At 69.6% G+C, this 25,345-nt stretch carries 14 protein-coding genes; 6 read left to right on the top strand and 8 right to left on the bottom strand.

All coding sequences use genetic code 11. The features are described 5' to 3' along the window. Positions 1 to 140: 140 nt before the first annotated feature. Together pulA and OG780_RS29435 are read right to left on the bottom strand one after the other, a co-directional pair. On the bottom strand, positions 141 to 5,540 hold the full coding sequence (gene pulA / locus OG780_RS29440) for a pullulanase-type alpha-1,6-glucosidase (RefSeq protein WP_328458462.1): 5,400 nt from the start codon (positions 5,538 to 5,540) through the stop codon (positions 141 to 143). Positions 5,541 to 5,684: 144 nt separating this feature from the next. Further along, the gene (locus OG780_RS29435; RefSeq protein ID WP_328453185.1) at positions 5,685 to 7,067 is read right to left on the bottom strand and encodes an alpha-amylase; all 1,383 of its coding nucleotides are present in this window, start codon (positions 7,065 to 7,067) and stop codon (positions 5,685 to 5,687) included. A gap of 196 nt (positions 7,068 to 7,263) precedes the next feature. Between OG780_RS29435 and OG780_RS29430 the strand changes: the two genes are divergently transcribed. After that, entirely contained in the window at positions 7,264 to 9,315 is a 2,052-nt protein-coding gene (locus OG780_RS29430; protein WP_328453183.1) for a carbohydrate-binding module family 20 domain-containing protein, read from the top strand. A gap of 124 nt (positions 9,316 to 9,439) precedes the next feature. Here OG780_RS29430 and OG780_RS29425 read toward each other — a convergent pair whose 3' ends face one another. The 4 genes from OG780_RS29425 to OG780_RS29410 all read right to left on the bottom strand — a co-directional run bounded on the left by OG780_RS29425 (position 9,440) and on the right by OG780_RS29410 (position 14,703). Then, positions 9,440 to 11,119 (bottom strand): glycoside hydrolase family 13 protein, encoded by a 1,680-nt coding sequence (locus OG780_RS29425; RefSeq protein WP_328453181.1) that lies wholly within the window; start codon positions 11,117 to 11,119, stop codon positions 9,440 to 9,442. A gap of 235 nt (positions 11,120 to 11,354) precedes the next feature. Beyond that, the gene (locus OG780_RS29420) at positions 11,355 to 12,275 is read right to left on the bottom strand and encodes a sugar ABC transporter permease (protein ID WP_328453179.1); all 921 of its coding nucleotides are present in this window, start codon (positions 12,273 to 12,275) and stop codon (positions 11,355 to 11,357) included. Between the two features lie 13 nt (positions 12,276 to 12,288). After that, positions 12,289 to 13,293, bottom strand: coding sequence for a carbohydrate ABC transporter permease (locus OG780_RS29415; protein WP_326788174.1), 1,005 nt, complete (start codon positions 13,291 to 13,293; stop codon positions 12,289 to 12,291). A gap of 135 nt (positions 13,294 to 13,428) precedes the next feature. Continuing rightward, complete coding sequence (locus OG780_RS29410) at positions 13,429 to 14,703, bottom strand: extracellular solute-binding protein (RefSeq protein ID WP_328453176.1); 1,275 nt, start codon at positions 14,701 to 14,703, stop codon at positions 13,429 to 13,431. A 468-nt stretch (positions 14,704 to 15,171) separates the two neighbouring features. Between OG780_RS29410 and OG780_RS29405 the strand changes: the two genes are divergently transcribed. Both OG780_RS29405 and OG780_RS29400 read left to right on the top strand, forming a co-directional pair. Then, on the top strand, positions 15,172 to 16,206 hold the full coding sequence (locus tag OG780_RS29405; RefSeq protein ID WP_326788172.1) for a LacI family DNA-binding transcriptional regulator: 1,035 nt from the start codon (positions 15,172 to 15,174) through the stop codon (positions 16,204 to 16,206). Positions 16,207 to 16,314: 108 nt separating this feature from the next. After that, entirely contained in the window at positions 16,315 to 17,205 is an 891-nt protein-coding gene (locus tag OG780_RS29400) for a phosphatase PAP2 family protein (RefSeq protein WP_328453173.1), read from the top strand. A gap of 67 nt (positions 17,206 to 17,272) precedes the next feature. Here the strand turns inward: OG780_RS29400 and OG780_RS29395 are convergent, their stop codons facing one another. After that, positions 17,273 to 20,281: a bifunctional [glutamine synthetase] adenylyltransferase/[glutamine synthetase]-adenylyl-L-tyrosine phosphorylase gene (locus OG780_RS29395; protein WP_328453171.1), complete on the bottom strand. Its 3,009-nt coding sequence runs from the start codon at positions 20,279 to 20,281 to the stop codon at positions 17,273 to 17,275. Positions 20,282 to 20,546: 265 nt separating this feature from the next. On the opposite strand from OG780_RS29395, the gene OG780_RS29390 reads away from it, so the two are divergent. From OG780_RS29390 to OG780_RS29380, 3 genes are read left to right on the top strand one after another with little or no spacing between them, the layout of a single operon-like run. Further along, the gene (locus OG780_RS29390; protein WP_328453169.1) at positions 20,547 to 21,434 is read left to right on the top strand and encodes an alkaline phosphatase family protein; all 888 of its coding nucleotides are present in this window, start codon (positions 20,547 to 20,549) and stop codon (positions 21,432 to 21,434) included. Between the two features lies 1 nt (position 21,435). Beyond that, the gene (locus OG780_RS29385) at positions 21,436 to 22,902 is read left to right on the top strand and encodes an MFS transporter (protein ID WP_328453167.1); all 1,467 of its coding nucleotides are present in this window, start codon (positions 21,436 to 21,438) and stop codon (positions 22,900 to 22,902) included. Then, positions 22,899 to 23,918 carry a TolB family protein gene (locus OG780_RS29380; protein WP_328453165.1) on the top strand — a complete coding sequence of 340 codons (1,020 nt, stop codon included), beginning with the start codon at positions 22,899 to 22,901 and terminating at the stop codon, positions 23,916 to 23,918. The genes OG780_RS29385 and OG780_RS29380 overlap by 4 nt, the downstream gene beginning before the upstream one ends. A 30-nt stretch (positions 23,919 to 23,948) precedes the next feature. On the opposite strand, the gene OG780_RS29375 is transcribed toward OG780_RS29380, so the two are convergent. Continuing rightward, on the bottom strand, positions 23,949 to 25,160 hold the full coding sequence (locus OG780_RS29375; protein ID WP_328453163.1) for an LPXTG cell wall anchor domain-containing protein: 1,212 nt from the start codon (positions 25,158 to 25,160) through the stop codon (positions 23,949 to 23,951). Positions 25,161 to 25,345 lie beyond the last annotated feature (185 nt).

The following is a 25,345-nucleotide window of genomic DNA, read 5'->3' as shown; positions in this document are numbered from 1 at the left end:
GAGCACTCCTGTTCAGGGACAGTCGTGATCACCCTAGCCGCAGCGCCGGCCGCGCAAACTGACGAGGGCGGCCCCGGACACCCGTCGTGCTCAGGGTGTCCGGGGCCGCCCCCACCGGGTCGGGCCGGGTCAGGCCACCGTCACGGGGTCCGGGTGAACACCGCCACGGTGCGGGCCGGAACGGTGAAGGAGCCCGTGTCCTTCGCGTAGGACGAGGACTTGACGACCGCGTCCGCGCCCGACGCCTGCACCGGGTGCAGCGCGTACGCCGAACCGGCCAGCGAACCGACGGTCTGCTTCTGCTTCTCCGGGGTCGCGTTGAAGACGATCACGAGGTCGCCGAGGCGCGCCGTGATCACTCCGGGGGTCTCGTCCTTGCCCGACAGCGGGAAGGAGAGCTGCGACTGCACCTGGGCGGCCGTGGAGAGCGAGAAGACCTTCTCGCCCGTACGGATCCGCTGAAGGTCCTGGAAGGCGGCCGAGGTGCCGTCGATCTGCTCGCAGCCCACCGTGACGGAGGTCAGCAGCGGCTTGGCGAACGGCCACTTCGAGGTGTTGTCCGCGGCCATCGGCAGCCCGCGCCCGAATCCGTTGCCGTCCTGGCAGTTCCAGTGGACGGCGTTGAACCAGTCGCCGCTGTCGAAGGAGTTGCGGTCGAGCGACTTGGAGCGCAGCAGGTCGGAGCCCGCCTGGGAGAGGGACGGCCCCTGCGAGAGGGTGGCCGTCGCCATCGCCAGGACCTGCATCCGGGCCCGGTCGGCGGCGCTCGTCGTCGCGGGCAGCTTGTACGTCAGCGCGTCGTACAGCGACTCGTTGTCGTGCGCGTCGGCGTAGGCGAGCGCGTCGCCGGGCGCGGCCGCGTAGCCGGCGGACTGGCCGTTGTAGTCGACCTCGGAGCCCTTGACCTCCTTGCCCGCGGTGTCGGTGAAGCGGTACGCCGCCAGGTTGCCGGTCAGGCCGACCTTGATGAGGTCCTGGTAGTGCAGCAGGCGGGCCTTCTGCTCGGCCGGGGTGCCGTTGGCGGTGGAGGAGTTGGGGTCGGTGTACAGGCCCGAGCCGAAGCCCTGGACCCCGGGGTCGGAGTCGAAGGGGCCGCCGCCGCGGACGGCGTCACGGGCACGGTCGGAGAAGGTCGCGATGCCCGTCCCCGCCATGTTCTTCTGGGTGGCCTGGACGAACCGGGCGTCGTCGGCGACCTCGCCGAAGTTCCAGCCCTCGCCGTACAGGATGATCTTCTTGCCGTCGACGCCGTCCTTCGCGGGGGTCAGCCCGTCGAGGGCCTTCCTGACCGCGAGGATGTTGGCCTTGGGCTGGTGTCCCATGAGGTCGAAGCGGAAGCCGTCGACCTTGTACTCCTTGGCCCAGGTGACGATCGAGTCGACCACCAGCTTGCCCATCATGGCGTTCTCGGTCGCCGTGTTGGAGCAGCAGGTGGAGTTGGCCACGCTGCCGTCGGCGAGGAGCCGCTGGTAGTAGCCGGGGACGACCTTGTCGAGGACGCTGGTGTCGGCCTGGCCGCTGGCGGCGGTGTGGTTGTAGACCACGTCCATGACGACCCTGAGGCCGTCCTCGTTCAGCGACTTGACCATCTTGCGGAACTCGACCGTGCGCCCGGTGCCGTCGGGGTCGGTGGCGTAGGACCCCTCGGGGACCGTGTAGTGGTACGGGTCGTAGCCCCAGTTGTAGGCGTCCTTGGCGGCCGTCTTCGCCACGCACTCCTGCTGCTTCTCGGAGTCGGCGGCGTAGGAGGCCAGGTCGCAGTCGGTGCTCTGCCGGTCCGCCTTCTTCTCGGGGATGGTGGCGATGTCGAACACGGGCAGCAGGTGCACGTACGAGGTGCCGGACGCGGCCAGCTTCCTCAGGTGCTTCGAGCCGTCGCTGTTCTTGTCGGTGAAGGCGAGGTAGGTGCCCTGGTCCTTCGCGGGGACTGTCTTGTCCGCCACCGAGAAGTCACGGATGTGCAGTTCCTGGATCTGCGCGTCCTTGAGCGGCACGGCCTTGGGCTTCTTGAGCGAGGACCAGCCGGACGGGGCGAGGGACTTGGCGTCCAGGTCGACGACCAGGCTGCGCTTCGAGTCGGTGGTCAGGGCCACCGAGTACGGGTCGGTGACCTTGTTGGTGACGATCTTCCGGACTGTCGGCGCCCACACCTTCACCACATAGCGGTAGGGCTTGCCCGTCCAGGACCGCTTGCCGGTGACGGACCAGACTCCGGTGGCGCCGTCGCGCTTCATGGCGACCGTGGAGCCGTCGAGGTCGAGGCCGACCGACTGCGCGGTCGGGGCCCACACCGAGAGGGTGGGGACACCGTCGTGGAAGACCGGCCCGAGGTTCGCCTTCGTCGCGGGGTACAGGTCGTCGAGAGCTCCGGCGATCTGCACGCCGGTCGCCGCGAGCACGGCGCCGTTCGCGGCCCGCTGCGAGGCGACGAGCTGGCCGCCGAGCGCGGAGCGCACCCGGTCGCGGTCGCGCGGGTCGACGGACCAGGCGGTGTACGTCTTCAGGTGCGGGTACTTGGCCTTCTGGGCGTCGGTGAGGGTGGTCTTCCCCAGCCGCAGCCAGCGCTCGTCGTCGCTGGTCAGCCCGCCGTCCTTGACGGCGATCGAGCCGTCGCGGGAGGAGAGGAGCTGGGTGGAGACGGCCGCGTCGGAGCCGTTCCAGGCGACCGTGTAGCGGTCGATCCAGATCGCCTTGGAGGTGGTCAGGTCGAGCGCGGCCGCGCTGCCCGCGGGCTGCGGCAGCAGGTACTTCTCCTGGCCGCCGAGCAGCCACACCTCGTGGCCGTTCGCCGTGAGGTCCAGCGACTGGTCGGTGGGCAGGTCCTTGTCGTCGCCCTTGTGGAGGATGTAGCTGAGGCTGCCGGCACCCTCGGCGAGCGGCACCTCGAAGACGGCGCCGTAGGCGTCGGTGCGCACCGGCTCCAGGGGCTTCGTCCAGTCCGTGGGCGTCGCGGCGCCGGTCCAGGTGTGCAGACCCCAGCCGGCGTAGTCGCCGTCGGCGCGGTGGTAGTGGATGACGGCCTTGGTCTTGTCCTGGGCGGGCAGGTCGGGCCGCTCGGTGAGAACGGTGTCCTTGCCCTGCTCGACCCAGACCTCGCCGGTCTTGGTGACGTCGATCGTGCGGTCGCTCGCGACGTCCTTGTTGCCGTCCTTGTCGATGACCAGGAAGCCCACGCTGGAGGCTCCGGGCTTCAGCTTGACGTAGGCGAAGGCGCCGTAGGCGTCGCGGCCGACGAAGTCGTGTCCGGCCGGCCAGGTCGTGCCCTCGCCGTCTGCGATGTCGCCCCAGGCGTACAGGCGCCAGTCGGTGTAGTCGCCGTCGGTGCGCTTGTAGTGGACGACCGCGTAGTCGCGCGAGGAGGCCGTCGGGACCTCCGCGGCGGGCGCGGTGCCGGTGGTGGACTCCGCCGTCGCGCTCGCGGTGCGTCCGGCCGAGTCGACGACGACGGCCTTGTAGCGCAGGGCGGTTCCGGCCGGTACGTCCTCGCCGATGGCCTGGGTGACCTTGTACGGGGCGTGGTCGGCGGAGCCGAGGGTGTGCCACTTGCCGTTGCCGGTCTGGGCGGCGAAGACGACCCGGTCGAGCTGTCCGCCGGTGACGTCCGCCGACAGTTCGACGGTGCCGGTGGCGCCCGCGGCGGGAGCCTTCAGGGTCAGCGTGGGCTTGGACGCGGGGGCGGCGAGCCGGCCCGCGGCCTTGAGGACGATCGCCGAACCGGCCGGCACGGTGACCGTGACCTTCTTGTCCGCGTCGCTCTTCGCCGAGTCCGACGTTCCGTATACGGCGCGGAAGCTCATGTCCGCCGAGCCCGTCGCGAACGTGGCCGACTTCGCCTCGTCGGCGTTGTTCACGGCGACGACGTACTCGGTGCCGGTCCTGGCGTCCGTACGGGAGAAGGCGTACACGCCGGCGCCGTCCGCGGCGTACCGCTCGGTCTGGACGCCGTCGGTGAGGGCGGGGTTGTCCTTGCGCAGCTTGGAGAGAGCACTGATCGTCTTGTAGAGCGGTGCGCTCGTGTCGTAGGCGTCGCTCGCGTGGGTGCGGGCGGTGCCGATCTCGTCGTCGTCGAGGTAGTCGGCGACCTTGGAGGCGAACATCGTCTGCCGGGCGTCCTTGTCGCCGCCGGAGCCGGTGAAGCCCTGCTCGTCGCCGTAGTAGACGACGGGGTTGCCGCGGCTGAGGAACATCAGCTCGTTGGCGAGCTTGTCCTTCTTCAGCAGTTCGGCGTCGGTCGCCTTCGGGTTGTCCTGGTCCAGGAAGTACCCGATGCGGCCCATGTCGTGGTTGCCGAGGAAGGTGACCTGCTCGTACGCGTTGGCCTTGTCGGTCGTGTACTTGTAGTCGTCGCCGAAGACGGACGCCAGCTTCTGCGCGCTGCCGCCCTGCGAGGCGTAGGAGCGGGCGGCGTCCTGGAACGGGAAGTCGAGCGTGGCGTCGAGGCGGCCCTGGGTCACGTACGGCGAGGTGATCGACGTGTCGGCGGAGTAGACCTCGCCGAACATGAAGAAGTTCTTGCGCCCGTGCCTGGCGGCGTACGCGTCGAGGGCGGTCGCCCACTGCGTCCAGAACTCCATGTTCACGTGCTTCACGGTGTCGATCCGGAAGCCGTCGATGCCGAAGTCCTCGACCCACTTCTCGTAGATCTTCTCCATGCCGCTGACGACCTCGGGACGCTCGGTCCACAGGTCGTCGAGGCCGGAGAAGTCGCCGTACGTGGTGGACTCGCCGGCATAGGTTGAGTCACCGCGGTTGGTGTACACGGTCGAGTCGTTGAGCCACGACGGGACCTTGGCGTTCTTCTTCGCGGCGGGAACCGTCGGCGTGCGGGGGAAGGAGTCGGCGTCCACCGACGGGAACCCGTGGCGGCCGTCCGCGTAGTCCGCGTCGTCGAACGGCTTCCCGTCCTTGGTCAGATACGGGAAGGCGCCCTTGGAGAGGTAGTTGTAGGACTTCTCCTCGTAGTCGACGACATCGGCGGTGTGGTTGGTGATGACGTCGAAGAAGACCTTCATGCCCTTGGCGTGGGCCTTGGAGATCAGTGTCTCCAGGTCCTTGTTGGTGCCGAAGTGCGGGTCGACCCGGGTGAAGTCGGTGATCCAGTAACCGTGGTAGCCGGCCGAGGCGTCCTTGCCGGTGCCCTGGACGGGCTGGTTCTTGAAGATCGGCGCCATCCAGATGGCGGTGGTGCCGAGGTCCTTGATGTAGTCGAGCCGCTTCGTCAGGCCCTTGAGGTCGCCGCCCTGGTAGAAGCCCTTGTCGGTGGGGTCGTATCCGGTCGACAGTCTCGACCCGGTCAGTCCGCCCTTGTCGTTGGACGTGTCGCCGTTGGCGAAACGGTCCGGCATGACGAAGTAGAACTGGTCACGGGTGGAGTCGTGCCGTGACGGCTCGGCGGCGAGCTTCGCGTCCGACGGCGGTGCGGGCGGGGTCTGGGCCCGCGCCACAAGGGGTTGCGCAAGCGATACGGCCAGTGCGGCGGCGAGGACGGCTGCACGCAGCCTGGGGCGGCTGGTGCGGCTCGCCGGCCCTCTCGGTATCAGGTCCACAGTCGTGAACTCCTAGCGATTACGGCGTACTCGGGTCCGACCCCGCGCAGCGTTTCGGCCACGATGCCGAACGCCCGCGTGACCGTATCGCTCACGCAAGGTTTACAGCAAGAGTCTTGCAACATGCGGAAAGGGTTTTCAGCAGCTGGACTTGCCCGCGTAGATCGCGAGGGCCGTGTTGGCGCCCAGCGTCGCCGTGAACTGGCCCGAACTGTTCACGGTGATGCTCGTGTTGTTCTGGACGTTGCAGTACGTTCCCGCGGCCAGCGAAGTGCTGTACGTCCGGCTCAGCGCGGAGGTCTCGTGGTTGATGGCCACGAAGCCCTGGCCGCCCCGGCCGAAAGCGATCGCGTCGTTGCCGTTGTCCCACCAGTTGGAGAGCGCTTGCCCCCGGGTGGCGTTACGGAAGGCGACCATCGACTTGATCTCCGGCCAGGCGTGCTGACACTTCCAGCCGTCCTGCCAGCAGGCGTTGACAGTACCGCCGTTGGGCGGTCCGGCATCCGCGTCGGACCACTCGTAGCCGGAGTTGATGTCGGGGGCGCCGTAGGGGTAGGCGAGCATGAAGACGTTAGCGAGGGTGTAGTTCGCCCCGTCCTTGTAGTTGAGCGTCGAGCCGTTGCGCTCGGTGTCGTGGTTGTCGACGAAGACGGCCGAGACCGAGCTGCTCATGTAGCCCCAGCCCTCGCCGTAGTTCTTCAGGTAGGCGAGGTTCTCGTTGTTGAAGACCCGCTTGAGGTCGTAGGCGTAGCGGAACTCCTGGACGTCACCGTTGCCGGTGTACTCGGTGGGCTGGACGGCCTCGCCCGCGCCGTAGATGGCCTCCTGCTTCCAGTAGACGGACGGGTTGCTCAGCCGGGACTTGATGTTGGCGAGGTCGGCGGCCGGCATGTGCTTGGCCGCGTCGACGCGGAAGCCGTCGACGCCGTAGCCGAGCAGGGTGTTCATGTAGCCGGCGATGGCCGACCGGACGTACTCCTCGCCGGTGTCCAGGTCGGCGAGACCGACGAGTTCGCAGTTCTGGACGTTGGCGCGGTTGGTGTAGTCGCTGATGGAGGAGGTGCAGTTGTCCATGTCGGCCGAGGAGTAGAGGCCCGGGTAGTTGTACTTCGTGTACGAAGAACCGCCCGTGCCGGTGCCGGATCCGGCCGCCATGTGGTTGATGACGGTGTCCGCCACGACCTTCACACCGGCCGCGTGGCAGGTGGTGACCATGTTCTTGAAGGCGGTGGCGTCGCCGAGCCGTCCGGCGATCTTGTAGCTCACGGGCTGGTACGAGGTCCACCACTGCGAGCCCTGTATGTGCTCGGCGGGCGGGGAGACCTGGACGTAGCCGTATCCGGCGGGGCCCAGCGTGTTGGTGCATTCCTTGGCGACCGAGTCGAATTTCCACTCGAACAGGACGGCGGTGACATCTTTGGTGCCGGGCGGCGAGGCCGCCGCCGTACCGGGGGGAACGGTCACCGAGACCGCCAGGCCCGCCACGAGGGCGAACGAGGCGGCAAGCGTCTTCCTTGCCATGTGTGTACTCCTGCACTACGTCGTGCGGGTGGGGGGATCGGAACGTACCGCTTGCAATCATGTTTCAGCAAGATGTCGAAAGAACTTTCAACTTCCTTATTGACGCGGCCCCTTGGGCGGTCCCACGCTCCACACGGGTCGGCTCACCGCGCCCCGCGGACAAGCCGACCCGATCCGGAGAGGAGCCGCACCCGAGATGGCCTTACGACGAAGAAGGGTCCCCCGCCTGCTGGCGACCGTCGCCCTGGCGCTCGGCGGACTGGCCGCACTGCCCGCCCAGCAGGCAGCGGCGGCGACGGACACCGGTGTCCCCAACGGTGACGTGATCGCCAACCTGTGGGAATGGAAATGGAGGTCGGTCGCTTCGGAGTGTACGAACGTGCTCGACCCGGCCGGCTACGGGGCCGTCCAAGTGGCCCCGCCCGCCGAGTCGTTGAAGCAGTCCAACTACTACTGGTGGGACGTCTACCAGCCGTACTCGTACAACCTGAACAGCCGTTTCGGCACCGCGGCCGGCTTCAAGGCCATGGTCGACACGTGTCACGCGGCCGGCATCAAGGTCTACACCGACGCGGTGATCAACCACACCGCCGCCCAGACCGGCACCGGATACAACGGCACGGTCGTCACCGGCAAGTACGACACCCCGGACTACGACCCGGCCGACAGCGACGACTGCACCACGACGATCACCGACTGGACCAACCGGTATCAGGTCCAGCACTGCGAACTGCTCGGCCTGCCCGACCTGGACACCGCCGAGAGCAACGTCCGCTCGAAGATCACCGGTTTCCTCAACGCGCAGATCGACCTGGGCGTCGACGGCTTCCGGATCGACGCGGCCAAGCACATCGAGGCCGCCGACATGAGCGCGCTCGTCGCCGGACTGCACACCACGACCTCGGGTTCGGCGCCGTACATCACCCAGGAGGTCTATCCCGGCACCCCGCCCTCGCTCGACGAGTACTACGGCACCGGTGACGTCCTCGACTTCACCTTCGCCTCGCAGGTCAAGGCACAGTTCCAGGGCGACATCGCCAACCTGTCCAGCTTCGGGAGCAGTTGGGGGCTGGCCGCCGAGGCGAACTCCAACACCTTCGTCACCAACCACGACACCGAGCGCAACGGCTACTCCCTGAGCTACAAGGACGGCGCCACCGCCGTGCTCGCCAACGTCTACCAGCTGGCGCGCGGTTACGGCAGGCCGTCGGTGTACTCCGGCTGGACCTTCAGCCAGAGCGACCAGGCCCCGCCGAACTCGGGCGGCGGCTTCGTCACCGACACCGACTGTGCCTCCGGCTGGTACTGCCTGGACCGTGACACCGCGGTCTCCGGCATGGTCGGCTGGCACAACGCGGCCGCCGGGTACGCCGTCGCCAACTGGCAGTCCCCCGCGTCCAACGTGATCGGCTTCGGCCGGGGCGGCGCCGGTTTCGTCGCCGTCAACAACAGCTCGGCCGCCAACACCCACACGTACACGACCGGTCTCGCGGACGGCACCTACCCGAACGTCATCGACGGCGGCACCACCTCGGTCACCGTCAGCGGCGGCAAGGCCTCCCTGACCGTGCCCGCCAAGGGCGCCGTCGCGTTCTACGACCCGGACTACGTCTGCACGGTCAACTGCGGTGGCGGCGGCACCGATCCGGGCACCGGCACGGTCACGGCGACCTTCGACGAGTACGCGTCGACCCCCTCCGGCACGGACGTGTACGTCGTCGGTTCGGCCGCCGCGCTGGGCGGCTGGAACACGGCGACCGCGGTGAAGCTGTCCTCGTCCGGCTATCCGGTCTGGAAGACGGACGTCCAGGTCCCGGCGAACAGCGCGATCACGTACAAGTACATCAAGAAGGACTCCTCGGGGAACGTCACCTGGGAGTCCAACGCCAACCGGACCCTGACCACCGGCACGGCGGCCGTGACGGCCCAGAACTCCTGGAACGTGGCCGCCGCCGACGCGACGGACCTGACCTTCGGGGTCACCGCGACCACCGTCTACGGCACCAATGTGTACGTCGTCGGCTCGATCCCCGCGCTCGGCTCCTGGAACACCGCCGACGCGATCCCGCTGTCCTCGGCGTCGTACCCGTACTGGGGCCGGATGGCGATCGTGCCCAGGTCGACGTCGTTCACGTACAAGTACATCAAGAAGGACGCGTCGGGCGCGGTGACGTGGGAGTCCGGTGACAACCGTTCCTACACCACGGGCTCGGGCGCCGGGTACGCCGTAAGCGACACTTGGAAGTAGGCACACACACGGAAGCGGTGCTCCGGCCGTCAGGTCCGGAGCACCGCTTTCCGTGCGTGTGTCGACCGCCCGTCGGACGAGCGGTGCTCCGGTGGTCAGGACCGGAGCACCGCTCAGGCGTGTGTCAGACGGCCCACCACACGGTCGTGTCGGCGGGCAGCTTCGCCTCGCCGTCCTTCGACAGGGTCACCTCGCCGCTGGAGACGAGCACCCGGCCGTACGCGGGAACGGTCACGGCCTTGTTCCCCGTGTTCGCGGTGCAGACGAAGTCACCGCGCCGGAAGGCGAGAACACCCTCCGGCGCGGTCAGCCACGTGACGCCGTCGCCCGCGCCGAGGTCGGCACGCTCACGCCGGACGGCGAGCGCGTCGCGGTACAGCTCCAGGGTGGAACCGGCCACGCCGGTCTGTGCCTCGACGCTCAGCTCGGCCCACTCGGCGGGCTGCGGCAGCCAGCTGCCACCGTCACCGAAGCCGTACGAGGAGCCGGCGCGGGTCCACGGGATCGGCACCCGGCAGCCGTCACGGAAGCCGTCCTGTCCGGCGCCCCGGAAGTAGGCCGGGTCCTGGCGCACCTCGTCCGGCAGGTCGACGACGTCCGGCAGACCGAGCTCCTCGCCCTGGTACACGTAGGCGGAACCGGGCAGCGCCAGCATCAGCAGGCTCGCCGCGCGGGCCCGGCGCAGCCCGAGCTCCCGGTCGCCCGCGGTGCGGATCTGGGTGCCGAGGCCGGCCTCGTTGGCGAACCGGGTGGCGTGCCGGGTCACGTCGTGGTTGGACAGCACCCAGGTGGAGGGGGCGCCGACCGGGCGCATCGCGTCGAGCGTGCGGTCGATCACCGCGCGCAGCTCGGCCGCGTCCCAGTGGGAGCCCAGGTACTGGAAGTTGAAGGCCTGGTGCAGCTCGTCGGGGCGCACGTAGTTCGCGGTGCGCTCGACGGTGGGCGTCCACGCCTCGGCGACGAAGATGCGCTCGCCCGAGTACTCGTCGAGGATCGTGCGCCACTGCCGGTAGATGTCGTGGACGCCGTCCTGGTCGAAGAACGGCGTGACATCGTTGCCCAGCAGTTTCAGCTGTTCGCGGTCGCCGAGGTCCGGCAGCCCCTCGGCCTTGACCATGCCGTGCGCGACGTCGATCCGGAAGCCGTCGACGCCCATGTCCAGCCAGAACCGCAGGATCGAGCGGAACTCGTCGCCCACGGCCGGGTGGTCCCAGTTGAAGTCGGGCTGCTCGGGCGCGAAGAGGTGCAGGTACCACTCGCCGGCGGTGCCGTCGGGCTCGGTGACCCGGGTCCAGGCCGGGCCGCCGAAGATGGACTCCCAGTCGTTGGGGGGCAGTTCGCCGTTCTCGCCCTTGCCGGGACGGAAGTGGTAGCGGTCGCGCAGCGAGGAGCCGGGGCCCTCGCGCAGCGCGCGCTTGAACCACTCGTGCTGGTCCGAGGAGTGGTTGGGCACGAGGTCGACGATGATGCGCAGCCCCAGACCGTGTGCGTCGCGGATCAGGGCGTCGGCGTCCAGCAGGTTGCCGAACATCGGGTCGACGGCCCGGTAGTCCGCCACGTCGTAGCCGGCGTCGGCCTGCGGCGAGGCGTAGAAGGGGCTCAGCCACACGGCGTCCACGCCGAGGTCGCGCAGGTACGGGAGTCGGGCACGTACGCCCTCCAGGTCGCCCATGCCGTCGCCGTTGCTGTCGGCGAAGCTGCGCGGATAGACCTGGTAGATCACCGCGTCGCGCCACCAGTCGCGATGCGCGGCGACGGTGGCGAGAACGGAGTTCGGGGCCTGGTCGGCGGAGTGCTGGCTCATGGCGTCCTTGATGCGATGAGGGTCCCCGCGTCCGGGCGCTGCCGGGCTTGGGGAGGAAATCGGCTGTGGGGGCAGACCCTGCTCGCGCGAGGCCGGGAGCACGGGGCGGAAGGCTTCGGGGCGGGGGAAGAGATGAGGCGGCCGCGGTACCGGCGGGGTCGGATGGGCACCGCGGCCGCCACCCGCGCGCGACGAGCGCGCGGGAGTCTGGGGCGTTCTGGGGCGTCCTGACGGATCAGCCCTTCGTGCCGCCCGCGGTGAGTCCGGTCACCAGGTTCTTCTGCACGAGGTAGAAGAAGAGGGAGACGGGTATCGCGACCAGTACGGCCGTGGCGGCCATCAGGTTGCGCTGCGCGTCGTGCTCGCTGACGAAGCTCTGGAGTCCGACGGCGAAGGTGTACTTCGAGTCGTCCAGCATGAACGTCGAGGCGAAGGCGACCTCACCGAACGCGGTGATGAAGTTGTAGAACGCGGCCACCGCGAGACCCGGCTTGGCGAGCGGCAGGATCAGCCGGAAGAACGTTCCGAAGGGGCTCAGCCCGTCGACGCGTCCGGCCTCGTCGATCTCGAACGGGATGGTGTCGAAGTAGCCCTTGAGGAGCCAGGCGCTGTAGGGCACCGCCGTCGAGCAGTAGACGAGGATCAGACCGAGGTACGAGTCGATGAGCTGCAGGTCCGAGAGGATCTGGTACATCGGCACGATGAGCACGGCGATCGGGAACATCTGGGTGACCAGCAGGACCCACATGAACTTCTTGTAGCCGGGGAAGCGCATGCGCGAGACCGCGTAGCCGGTGGTGGCCGCGACCATCACGCCGACGACCGTGGTGCCGAGCGACACGATGAGCGAACTCTTCATCCACTCGAAGAAGTTCGTGTGCTGGAGCACGAAGGAGTAGTTGTCGAACGTCATCGTGTGCCAGATGCGTCCGGGGTGCAGATAGTCGTCCTGCTCCGGGCCGAGGGACAGGAAGACGAGCCAGCCGATCGGGAACAGCGCGACCAGGCTCGCGACGGTCAGGATGCCGTGGGAGGCGAGGGAGCCGAAAAGGCCGCGCTTCCCGCGCCGGCGGGCTGAGCCTCGCGACAGAGACGCAAGAACGGTCCACGCAACCGGCCGCTTGAGCTTGGTGTCGGGGGGTGTGGTGGTGCTCATGGAGACTCCCGCCTCAGATCGCGAGCTGCTGGTCATTGCGGTTCAGCCAGCGGCGGTAGAAGGAGGTGAAGACGATCAGGATGGCCAGCAGCAGCATGCCGTAGGCCGCCGACTGCGCGAAGTCGCGCGGCTGCTGTCCGAAGCCGAGGTAGTAGGCCCAGGTGACGAGGATCTGTGCGTCCGGCCCGGTGTTGCCGAACAGCAGGAAGATCACCGCGAACTGGTTGAACGTCCAGATGATGCCGAGGAGCACGACGGTGGAGCTGACCGAACGCAGACCCGGCAGGGTCACGTAGCGGAACTGCTGCCAGGCGCTCGCGCCGTCCATCTCGGCGGCCTCGTACAGCGTGCCGTCGATGGACTGCAGTCCGCCGAGCAGCGAGACCATCATGAACGGCACACCGCACCAGGTGTTGACCATGATCGCCGCGAACCGCTGCCAGAAGGTGTCCTCCAGCCACGCCGGCGCCGGCAGGTGCACCGCGTGGAGCATGGAGTCGATGATGCCGCCGTCGGCGAGCATGAAGCGCCAGCCGAAGACGGTGACGAAGGTGGGCACGGCCCACGGCAGCACCAGGATCAGCCGGTAGAACGTACGGCCGCGCAGTTTCTGGTTGAGCAGCAGCGCGAGGCCGAGGCCGATGCAGTAGTGCAGGGCGACGCAGATGACCGTCCAGGCGATGGTCCAGATGAAGTGCGACCAGAAGCGGTCGTACGACGTCGGACCCCACAGGATGTCCTTGTAGTTGTCCAGCCCGATGAACTTGTAGGTGGCGTCGATGTGGTTGACGCCGATCGTGCGGGCCGAGTTGAGGCTGTTGGCGTCCGTGAACGTCAGATAGAGGCCCCGTACCAGGGGATAGAGCACCAATCCGCCGAGTACGACGACGACCGGGGCGATCATCGCGTACGCGTACCAGTACTTCTGGTACGAGTGCTTGAGACGCTGCATCCGGCCGGGACGCGGTGCTCGGTCACCGCGGCGCTTGCCGGTCGCGCGGTCGATGGCGACTGTCATGGTTCGACACCTTCTGCAAGATCAGGAGTTGGGCGCACACAGCCGGTGGCCGCCGGTTCCGTTCCCCACTGTGGGGGTCCCCCGGCCCGACGGAAGTCGGGCCGGGAAAGGATCAGATCCGGCGGCCGCACGGGCCTACTTGCTGAAGTCCGGGACCAGCTTGGCGATCGCCAGTTCGGCGTTGCTCAGGCCCTTGTCCAGGGACTCCTTGCCACCCGCGATCTTCGGCAGCTCGGTGTCGAGCGGGCCCCACAGGGAGCCGTACTCGGGCAGCGCCGGGCGCGGCTGGGCGGCGGGGAGGACACCCTGGTAGCCGGCGATGCCCGGGTCGGCCTTGACGGCGTCGGTGTAGGCGTCGTCACGCGTCGGCAGCGTGGAGTTCTTCAGCGCGATGGAGGCCTGGGACTTCGCCGAGGTCATGAAGTTGACGAACTTCAGCGACGCGGCCTGGTGGGCCTTGTCCGAGCCGGCGTAGACCGAGAGGTTGTGGCCGCCGGTCGGGGCGCCCGCCTTGCCGGAGGAGCCGGCCGGGACGGTGGCGATACCGAGGTTCGCCTTGTCCGCGAAGGCCGAGCCCTTGTAGAAGTTGGTGATCTCCCACGGGCCCTGGATGATCGCGGCGACCTTGCCGTTGACGAAGGCGTCCTGGATGTGGGCGTACGCGTCGGCGGTGGTGTCCGCCTTGTGCAGGCCCTTGCCGGAGAACAGACCCTGCCAGGTGCCGAAGGCCTTCTTGGCCTCGGGCGAGTTCACCGTGATCTTCTTCGCGGTGGCGTCGACGGTGTTCGTGCCCTCGCCGTAGAGGAAGGACTGCGCGTAGTAGGCCTGGGTCGAGCCCCAGTAGCCGTCGACGCCCGTCTTCTTCTTGATCGTCGCGGCGGCGGTCTTCAGGTCGCCCCAGGTCTTCGGGGCCTCCTTGATGCCGGCCTTCTCGAACAGCGCCTTGTTGTAGACGAGCGCGAGGGTGTCGGTGACGAACGGCACACCGTACGTCTTACCGTCGTACTTCGCCTGCTCGATCAGGTTGGGCTGGAACTTCGCCTGGTCCGCGAGGGCCGCGGTGCCATCGAGCGGCAGGAAGTAGCCCTTCTTCGCGAAGGCCGGGGTCCAGCCGACCTCGGAGCGCAGGACGTCCGGGGCGCCGGAGGCACCGGCGGCCGTGTCGAACTTGTTCTGCGCCTGGTCGAAGGGCACGTTGACGTACTTGACCTTGATGGTCGGGTTGGCCTTCTCGAACTCCTTGGCCAGGGCCTTGTACGTCGGCGCCTCATTGGTGGCGTTGGAGGTGTCCCACCAGGTGATGGTGGTGGGACCGGCAGACTTGTCGTCGCTGCTGTCACTGCCGCCGCAGGCCGTCGCCGCGAGGGCGATGGACGCCACCAGCGCGGTGGCCGCTATGCCACGCCGCATGAGATCTCCTTGAGGGTGAAAGCCCGAGTAGGTGGGTGATCGGTCCCGCCCGATCCCCTTGCCGACTTGCCGACTGCGCCGTTGCGTCCGCCGGGCGACGTGAACGTAACAGCGATGTAAGCGGCGCGAAAGACCTTGCAGCAAAAAAGTGCAAGAGCTGACGACAGTTATGGGCCCGTGACCTCGCGGCAGCCGTCCCGAAACCCTGCTACCAGGCCGCTCAGCAGACATACGGACGTCTGTGCAAGACTCTGCAAGCTCTTGCCACGGGTGGCGCGTACGGGGATCATCGGCCGTCAGTGCCTTGCAGGAGCCACCCCTTTCCGCGCGGCACATGCACGGGACACCGAGCCGACCAGAACACGAGGGAGCGCGATGACGCAGCAGCCCGGAGCGGGCCGATCGACCGTCCGCACACGGCGTCTGGTTGGTGGGCAGGGTGAGATGCGACCGGTACAGTCCAATCCTGTGACCACACGGCTTGCCGACATCGCAGCCCAGGCGGGGGTCAGTGAGGCGACTGTCAGTCGCGTCCTGAACGGGAAGCCGGGCGTCGCCGCGACCACGCGGCAGTCCGTCCTGGCCGCGCTCGACGTACTGGGCTACGAGCGCCCGGTGCGCCTGCGGCAGCGCAGCGAGGGCCTGGTGGGCCTCATAACCCCCGAGCTGGAGAACCCGATATTCCCTGCTCTCGCGCAGGTGATCGGGCAGGCCCTGACGCGCCAGGGCTACACCCCCGTGCTCGCGACCCAGACTCCGGGCGGTTCCACCGAGGACGAGCTGACCGAGATGCTGGTCGACCGCGGGGTCGCCGGCATCATCTTCGTCTCCGGACTGCACGCCGACACCTCGGCCGACATGCAGCGCTACGAGCAACTTCGGGGACGCGGTGTCCCCTTCGTCCTGGTCGACGGCTTCTCGCCGAAGGTGCAGGCGCCGTTCATCTCTCCGGACGACCGCGCGGCGATGGCTCTCGCGGTCACCCACCTCGCCTCCCTCGGGCACACCAGCATCGGACTGGCCCTCGGCCCCAAGCGGTTCGTGCCGGTGCAGCGCAAGATCGAGGGCTTCGTGCGCACGATGCAGGAGCAGCTGAACCTGAGCCCCGCGGACGTCGAGGAGCGGCTGGTCCAGCACTCTCTGTACACGCTGGAGGGTGGCCAGGCCGCTGCGAGCGCGCTCATGGACCGCGGCTGCACGGCGATCGTCTGCGCCAGCGACATGATGGCGCTCGGTGCGATACGGGCGGCACGTCAGCGCGGCCTGGAGGTCCCCACGGACATCTCGGTCGTGGGATTCGACGACTCGCCGCTGATCGCCTTCACCGACCCGCCGCTCACGACGGTCCGCAAGCCGGTGCCGGCGATGGGCCAGGCCGCGGTGCGCACGCTGCTGGAGGAGATCGGCGGGACGCCCGCGCCGCACAGCGAATTCGTGTTCATGCCGGAACTCGTGGTGCGCGGTTCGACCGCTTCTGCCCCTGGGGACCGAAATCGTCCCTGAGCAGGACGACAAAGGGGGCGAAGCACTCCCACAGGTGTAGAAAGTGCGGCCAGAACCCGACCGGAGCATCATCGGTGAGGGAAGGCTTTTCTGGCAGACTCTGTGCCTATGGGTGATTCGACCGTGACGACACTGGAAGGCCGGGATCAGGCCGCTCCACAGCCCGTCGCGGAGGAGAAGGCGGGGAACAGACTCCTGCGTCGTATGCGGGCCCCGCGTCGCCCCCGCGTCTGGTTCGAAGTCCTGCTCATCGCCATGAGTTACTGGACGTACTCGCTGATCCGCAACGCCGTGCCGGAGCAGAGACACGAAGCGCTCCGCAACGCGGACTGGATCTGGCGGATGGAGCACCACCTCGGGGTCGCCGTCGAGGAATCGGTCAACCACACGGTGAACTCGGTCGGGTGGCTGATCATCGGGATGAACTACTACTACGCGACCCTGCACTTCGTGGTGACGCTGAGTGTTCTGGTCTGGCTGTACCGCTGTCATCCCGGCCGCTACGCGGCGGCCCGTCTCGCACTTTTCGCCACCACGGTGGTGGCCCTCGTCGGCTACTACCTCTTCCCGCTGGCGCCACCCCGTCTGATGACCGGCAGCACCTTCGTCGACACGGTCATGGTCCACCAGACCTGGGGCTCGATGGCCTCCGGCGATCTGAAGCACATGTCCAACCAGTACGCGGCGATGCCGTCCATGCACATCGGCTGGTCCCTGTGGTGCGGGCTCAGCCTCTTCGCGCTGGCCAAGGCCCCCTGGGCGCGCATCCTCGGCGTCCTCTACCCGACGGCCACGCTCGTGGTCATCGTCGCCACCGCCAACCACTTCTGGCTGGACGCGGTGGGCGGCGCGCTCTGCCTCGCCTTCGGCTTCGCGGTGACCCGCCTGTGGTACGGCGCGCTGCCGTACGCGCTGCCGCAGTGGGTGCCGGGGACGCGGCGGGTCACCGGTGGTCCTGCGGACGAGGGCCTGAGCGACGACGTCCGGATGAGGGCTTGAACGACGACGTCCGGGACGCCGCTCGGGACGCCGCCCGGAGGGCCTGAACGACGTCAGGCCCTCACGTTCAGTGACCGCCGGGCGCGCCGTAGAACAGTTCGTCCACCACGGCCCGGGCCCGCCGGGTGGTACGCCGGTAGTCGTCGAGCATGTCGCCGACGTGCCCCGGGTCGTACCCGAGATAGCGGCCCACGGCGGCCAGCTCCCGCCCGTCCGAGGGGAAGGTGTCGCCGGCCCTGCCCCGCACGAGCATCACGGCGTTGCGCACCCGGGTGGCCAGCACCCAGGCCTCGTCCAGCGTCGCCGCGTCCTCCGTCGACAGCAGTTCCGCCGCTCGCGCCGCGGCCAGCGCCTGCCGGGTCCGGGTCGTCCTGAGGCCCGGCTCGACCCAGCCGTGCCGGAGCTGGAGGAGCTGAACCGTCCACTCCACGTCGGACAGACCGCCGCGCCCCAGCTTGGTGTGCAGGGTGGGGTCGGCGCCGCGCGGCATCCGCTCCGACTCCATCCGGGCCTTCAGCCGCCGGATCTCCCGTACGGCCTCCTCGCCCAGCCCCTCCGCCGGGTACCGGAGCGGGTCGATCAGCTCGATGAACCGGCCCCCCAGGTCCGTGTCCCCGGCCACGGTCTCCGCCCGCAGCAGCGCCTGCGACTCCCACACCAGCGACCAGCGCCGGTAGTACGCCTCGTAGGACTTCAGTGTCCGCACCGGCGGCCCGGACTTTCCCTCGGGCCGCAGATCCGCGTCGATCAGCAGCGGCGGATCCGCGCTGGGGAGCTGGAGCAGCCGCCGCATCTCGGACACCACGGCGTTCGCGGCCCGCGCCGCCTCCTGCTCGTCCACGCCCTCGCGGGGCTCGTGCACGAAGAGCACGTCCGCGTCGGAGCCGTAGCCGAGCTCGTGGCCGCCGAAGCGGCCCATCCCGATCACCGCGAACCGGGTGGGCAGGGTGTCGCCCCAGCCGTCGCGCACCACGGCCCGCAGGGTGCCCGCGAGCGTCGCCGCCGTCAGGTCCGAGACCGCTCCGCCGACGAGGTCGACCAGCGCCCCCTGATCGGCGACGGCCGGCGTCTCCTCGGTCCCGTACGAGGCGACGATGTCCGTCGCGGTGATACGGAACAGCTCCCGGCGCCGGACACCGCGGGCGACGGTCACGGCCTGCTCGCCGCCGTCGGCCCGCCGCACCGCGGCGAGGATCTCCTGCTCCAGCTGGGCACGGCCGCGCGGTTCGAGGCCGCCGCTCTCCCCGTCGCCCAGCAGGGCCACCGCCTCCGGCGCGCGCATCAGCAGGTCGGGGGCGAGCCGGCCCGCCGAGAGCACCCGCGCGAGGTTCTCGGCGGCGGCGCCCTCGTCCCGCAACAGCCGCAGATACCAAGGGGTCTTGCCCAGCGCGTCCGACACCTTGCGGAAGTTGAGCAGACCGGCGTCGGGGTCGGCCGAGTCCGCGAACCAGCCCAACAGCACGGGGAGCAGGGTCCGTTGGATGGCGGCCTTGCGGCTGACCCCGGAGGCCAGCGCCTCCAGGTGGCGCATGGCGGACGCCGGGTCGGCGTACCCGAGTGCGACCAGTCGCTCCCTGGCCGCGTCCGGGCTCAACCTGCTCTCGCCCGGGGCCAGTTGAGCGACCGCGTCGAGCAGCGGCCGGTAGAACAGCTTCTCGTGCAGCCGCCGGACCATGGCCGCGTGCCGCTTCCACTCCCGGTTCAGTTCCCTGACCGGGTCGACGCGCAGCCCCAGCGACCGTCCGATCCGGCGCAGATCGGCCTCGTCCCGCGGCACCAGGTGCGTGCGCCGCAGCCGGAACAGCTGGATGCGGTGCTCCATCGACCTCAGGAAGCGGTAGGCCTCGTCGAGCTGTACGGCGTCGGCGCGGCCCACGTATCCGCCCGCGGCGAGTGCTTTCAGGGCGTCCAGGGTGGTGCCGCTGCGCACGGTCGTATCGGCCCGGCCGTGCACCAACTGGAGGAGCTGCACGGCGAATTCGACGTCCCGGAGTCCTCCTGGGCCGAGCTTCAGCTCGCGTTCGATCTCGGCGGCCGGGATGTTCTCCACCACCCGGCGCCGCATCTTCTGCACATCGGCGACGAAGTTCTCCCGCTCGGCGGCGTGCCACACGAGCGGGGCCAGGGTGGCGACGTACTCCTCGCCCAGTTCCAGGTCCCCGGCCACCGGGCGGGCCTTGAGCAGTGCCTGGAACTCCCAGGTCTTGGCCCACCGCTGGTAGTAGGCGAGATGGCTGCTGAGCGTCCGCACCAGGGGGCCGTTGCGTCCCTCGGGGCGCAGATTGGCGTCGACCGGCCAGATGCTGCCCTCGACGGTCGTCTCGGAGCAGATCCGCATCATGTGCGAGGCGAGCCGGGTGGCCGCCTGCACGGCCTTGGCCTCGTCGGCCCCTTCGACGCCCTCCCCGACGAAGATCACGTCGACGTCGGACACGTAGTTCAGCTCGTGTCCCCCGCACTTGCCCATCGCGACGACGGCGAGCCGGCACAGCGCGGCGTCGTCGGGCGCGGCGGCCCCGGCGATGGCGAGCGCCGCGCGCAGGGTCGCGGTGGCGAGGTCGGCGAGTTCGGCGGCGGTCTGGGCGAGGTCGATGGTGCCGCACACGTCGCGCGCGGCGATGGAGAGCAGGCAGCGGCGGTAGGCGACGCGCAGTGAGAGGGGGTCGGCGGCGTCCGCCAGTCCCCGTTCGAACTCCTGGACCCCGGGATGCAGGTCCCGCGCCTCGTAGGTGACGAGCGCCTGCCAGTCGTGCGGGTGCCGGGCGAGGTGGTCGCCGAGCGCGGCGGAGGCTCCGAGCACTCCGAGCAGCCGGTCCCGCAGCGGCTTGGACGCGATCAGGGTGTCGAGGAGCTCCCGCCGGGCGGGGTCGCCGTCCTGTGCCTCGACGAGCCGGACGAGTCCGAGCAGGGCGAGATCGGGGTCGGCGGTGGCGCCGAGCGCGTCCAGGAGGACCGGGTCGGACCGTACGGGTGCCAGTTCGGGACCTTCCAGGAGCCCCTCGGCCGCGGACGGATCGGTGAAGCCGTGCCGCAGCAGCCGCGTGAAGATACTGCCTCTGCGCCCCGGCGCCGTCATCCCGGCCTCCTGTAGATCGATGCCGTACGCCCGGTCCCGTCCCGCTCACCGGTCCGATCAAGGCCGTACGGGCCCGAGCCTAACTCTCGTTCGCACGGTAGCGCCCCGTACCGACGTCCGTGCGAGGCTGGGGAAAGGGCAGGAAGGCAGTAGTTCATCGGCTCTTCACCCCGCCGGTTGAGGGATGTGAGCCCGGGGAATGTTGGCGTGTGCATGCTCTGTCCGCACCGCCACCGTCGCCTCTCCCCCCACCGGAGGTCTGAAAGTGTCCGGCAGAAACGTGTACACCCGCAGCCGTGCCGTCGTGGCATCCGCCCTAGCCTTCACCGCGGCCGCGGTCGGGCTGTGGACGGGCTTCGCCGGTTCGGCTCCCGCGCACGCCGCGGCCGCGGTCCCGACCCCGGACCACGTCGTCGTCGTGGTCTTCGAGAACCACGCCTACAGCCAGGTGATCGGCTCCTCCAGCGCCCCGTACATCAACTCGCTCAAGACCGGCGGGGCCAACCTCTCCCAGTCGTACGCCGAGACGCACCCGAGCCAGCCCAACTACTTCGCCCTGTTCTCCGGCTCCACCCAGGGCATCACGGACGACAGTTGCTACACGCCCGGCTTCTCCTCCGCCCCCAACCTCGCCTCCGAGCTGATCGCCGCGGGCAAGACCTGGGGCAGCTACAACGAGACGCTGCCCAGCCAGGGTTCGACCACGTGCAGCAGCGGGAACTACGCCCGCAAGCACAACCCCTGGTTCGGCTTCAGCAACGTACCGACGTCCAGCGCCAAGACGTTCACCCAGTTCCCGACGGACTACACGACGCTTCCGCAGGTCTCCTTCGTCGTCCCGAACCTGTGCAGCGACATGCACGACTGCTCGGTGTCCACCGGTGACACCTGGCTGAAGAACAACCTGGGCGCGTACGCCACCTGGGCCAAGACCCACAACAGCCTGCTCGTCGTCACCTTCGACGAGGACAACCGGCTCGCGGGCAACAAGATCCCGACGGTGCTGTACGGCCAGCAGGTGACCGCGGGTTCGTCCTCCACCACCACCTACAACCACTACGACCTGCTGCGCACCCTGGAGGACATGCACGGCCTCACGCACGCCGGCAACGCGGCCTCCGGCAAGGACATCACGGGCATCTGGACGTCCTGACATGTACGTAGCGGACAGCCGCGCCAGTACACCGGAGACTCCGGCGGCGTCCACGGAGAGCGCCGCCCGGCCACAAGCCGGGCGGCGCGTCGCCGCGGTCGCTCCCACGGTGCTGGCACTCGGCACGGTCAGCCTGATCACCGACGTCTCCTCGGAGATGGTGACGGCGGTCCTGCCCCTGTACCTGGTGGCAGGACTCGGCCTGTCGCCCCTCGGCTTCGGACTCCTCGACGGGATCTACAACGGCTTCTCGGCGCTGGTCCGCCTGGTCGGGGGGCATCTCGCCGACCGGGGCGGCGGCCGCCACAAGTGGGTGGCGGGGGCGGGATACGCCCTCTCGGCCGCCTGCAAACCGTTGCTCCTGGTGGCCCAGACCCTGACCCCGATCGGCCTGATCCTCGCCGCCGACCGCACCGGCAAGGGCCTGCGCACCGCCCCGCGCGACGCCCTGATCTCGCTGTCCAGTACCCCGGAGACCCGCGGCCGCGCCTTCGGCGTCCATCGCGCGATGGACACGGCGGGCGCCCTGCTGGGCCCGCTCGTCGCCTTCCTGATCCTCCGGGCGACCGTCGACGGCTACGACGCGGTCTTCATGGTGAGCTTCTGCGTGGCCGTCGTGGGCGTCCTGGTCCTGGTGCTGTTCGTGCCGGGCGGTCCGGCCGCGCGGACGACGCGAACGGGGCGGGCGCCGACGTCGGCGCCCGCCGCCCGTCCGGGGTCCGGGGCCTCCCCCGCCCCGACCCTGGACGTCCGGGAACGGGGCACCCGAGCCCCGGGCATCGCCTCCGAAAGCCTCCCGGGCTCCCCGAGTCCGCTTGCGGAGGCCGGGGCCACCGCCGCGCCCTCCGTCCGCGCCGAGCCCCGCCCCACCCTGCGCGCCGCCCTCGCGCTGCTGCGCCGCCCGGAGCTGCGCGGGATCGCGCTCTGCGCGCTCCTGCTGGGTCTCGCCACCGTCAGCGACTCGTTCGTGTTCCTGCTGCTCCAGCGCAGGCTCGGGGTGCCGGACCACTGGTTCGCGCTGCTGCCCGTCGGCACCGCCGCCGCGTTCCTGCTGCTGGCGGTACCGCTGGGCCGGCTCGCGGACCGGGCCGGCCGATGGCAGGTGTTCCTGGCCGGTCACGGCGCCCTGCTCCTCGCGTACGGCCTGCTGCTGACGTCCTGGCACGGTACGGCGCTGCCGTTCGCCGTCCTGTTCCTGCACGGCGGCTTCTACGCGGCGACGGACGGCGTACTCATGGCCGCGGCCTCGGACAGCGTGCCCGAGGAACTGCGGTCGTCCGGGCTCGCGCTGGTCCAGACGGGGCAGGCGCTGGCCCGTTTCGTCTGCTCGCTCGCCTTCGGCGCGGCCTGGACGGCGTGGGGCGACCGTACGGCGCTCACGGCGTCGGCCGTGGCACTCGCCCTGTGCGCCCTGTTCTCGACGATCCTGCGCCCCGTCCGCCGCACTCCCTCAGAAGGCCTCGTATGACGCTGCGAACCCGCATCCTGGTCCTGGTCTCGGCCCTGCTCGTCCTGGCGGGCGTCGCGACGGCCTCCGTGCTGCACGCCTCGGCCCGCGCGGAGCGCCGGAACCAGACACAGCCGGGCGGCCCGCGGATCACCGCGGGGCCGGTCTCCCTGACCGACTCCCGGCGGCTGGTGTTCCGGAACATGGCGTGGGGCCCGCACCGCGACGAGCTGACGTCCGTCCCGGCGTCCGACCCGTCGGGTCCGCGCACCGCGTCCAAGGTCAAGTGCCTGCGCTTCTACGCCGCTTCGGGCACCGGGGTGTGCCTCCAGGCGGTGCGCGGCACGGTCCAGGACACCTACCGGGCGGTGATCCTCGACGCCGCTCTGCACATCAGGGCCCGCTACGACGTGCCCGGCATCCCGTCCCGCGCCCGCGTCTCGCCCAGCGGCCGGTACGCCGCCTGGACCGCGTTCGTGGGCGGCGACTCCTACGCGGGCACGAACTTCTCCACCCGGGCGGCGATCGTCGACACCCGCACGGGGAGGCTGACGCCGTCCCTGGAGGCGTACCGGGTGGTGAAGGACGGCAGGACCTACCGGTCGGCCGACGTCAACTTCTGGGGTGTCACGTTCACGGACGACGACCGCGGGTTCTACGCCACCATGGCCACGCACGGCACGACCTACCTGGTCCGCGGCGACCTGGCCGCCCGCACCGTCACCACCCTGCACACGAACGTGGAGTGCCCGTCCCTCTCCCCCGACGGCACCCGGGTCGCCTTCAAGAAGCGGGTCAAGGGCCTTCCCAAGGACGCTCCTTGGCATCTGTACGTCCTGGATCTGCGCACGGGACACGAAACGGCGCTCGCCGAGCCCCGCAGCGTCGACGACCAGGTGGTCTGGCGCGACGGCCACACCCTCCTCTACGCCCTCCCCGGCGACTACGGGGCCGACCTGTGGACACTCCCGTCCGACGGCACGGGAAAGCCGCGGCGCGTCAGCACCGCGGCCGTGTCACCCGCGTACGTGCGTTAGGGCCCGGTCGTCCGCCGTCCGCCGTCCGGATCAGACGGCGCGGCGACGGCGGACGGCCAGGACCAGGCCGCCTCCGAGGGCGGCCGTGGCGACCGCGGCGCCGGCGAGGAGCGGGGTGCCGTCGGAGCCGGTGCTCGCCAGGCTGCCGTCGGCCGAGCCGGTGGTGGAGCCGCCGGTCGTGGAGCCGGCCGACGTGGAGCCGGTGGAGCCCGTACTGCCGGAGCCTCCGGTGGACCGGCCCTCGGGGTCGTTGCCACCGGAGGAGGTCCCCGGGGAGGTGGCGGACGCCGACGGGCTCGGGTCCTCCTCGTTGTCGGTGGGGACGGCGACGTGGATCTTGGCCGTGTCGTTGGCCGGGTTCTTGTCGAAGGCCGGGTGGATGTCGTGGACGGAGGTCGCCTTCACCGAGCCGTCGGTGGTCTTCGTGCCCTTCGCGACGTCCAGCATGAAGGTGTACGTGAGGGCCTCGCCGACCTCGATGGTGTGGTCGTCGGGCGAGCAGACGTACGTGGCCCTGCCCGGCGTCCCCCCGGGCGCGTCCGGGCCGTCGATCCCGAACGGCCGGCAGTCCCGGGGAACCACGGAGGCGGTCGTGCCCTTGGGTATCCGCACCATGAGCGCCGGCTGGTCGTCGCTCGTCTGGTTCCGGATCCAGCCGGGGCCGTCGTTGCGGAGCTGCACGTTGATGGACTGCTGACCGCCGGCGAGGGCTTCGGTGTCCTCACCGACGGCCACGAGGTCGGCCGAGCTGTCGGCGGTCAGGGTCAGCCGCCGGTAGCTCTCGGTGAATCCCTCGCCCGGGGCCGCGCCCGTGGCCGAGGTGCCGTACTCGACCGCCTCCATCAGCGCCTTGGGCAGCGCCTTGAACCGCACGGGCGTCTCGACCGAGGCACCGGGCTCGATGACCGTGTCGAGCTCGCAGAGGGCCTGCCTGACCTGGTCCGCGATGGTCGAGTAGGTGCAGCCCTTCACGTCCTCGGGGAAGTCGAGCCCCCGAGTCAGCCGGACCCGGAAGGTGAAACCGTCCGCGGCCGCGGTGCCCTTGTTGGTGATGACGACGTTCTTGTCGTACACGTCGCCGGGCTCGGGGGACGCGCTCGGCAGAGTCGACATCTCCAGGGAGGCCTCACCCGGATCGGCGTACGCCGGGGCCGCGGCGAGCGAGGGAACGGCCGCGGCGAACGCGGCGGTCACGAATGCCGCCGGCTTACGAAGGTGTGACAGGCGGATGCGCTGGCGCACGGTTGGGTCTCCTCGCCGGAACCGGACGGACGACGACCGGAGGTCAACCATCCGGTCACGTACTGGACACCCGAGAGGCGCCGAGGGTTGTGCGACCGTACGGAAATGAAGCGGGAGAACGCCGCCGCCCGACTCCAGGTAACGCTCATGACTCACTCATGACTCGGGCATATTCAAGACGACGA

Origin of the sequence: Streptomyces sp. NBC_00386 (assembly GCF_036063235.1) — a bacterium.
Taxonomy (GTDB): Bacteria; Actinomycetota; Actinomycetes; order Streptomycetales; family Streptomycetaceae; genus Streptomyces.
Note: the sequence above shows the minus strand (reverse complement) of the source record. Positions and strands in the feature narration are given on the sequence as shown.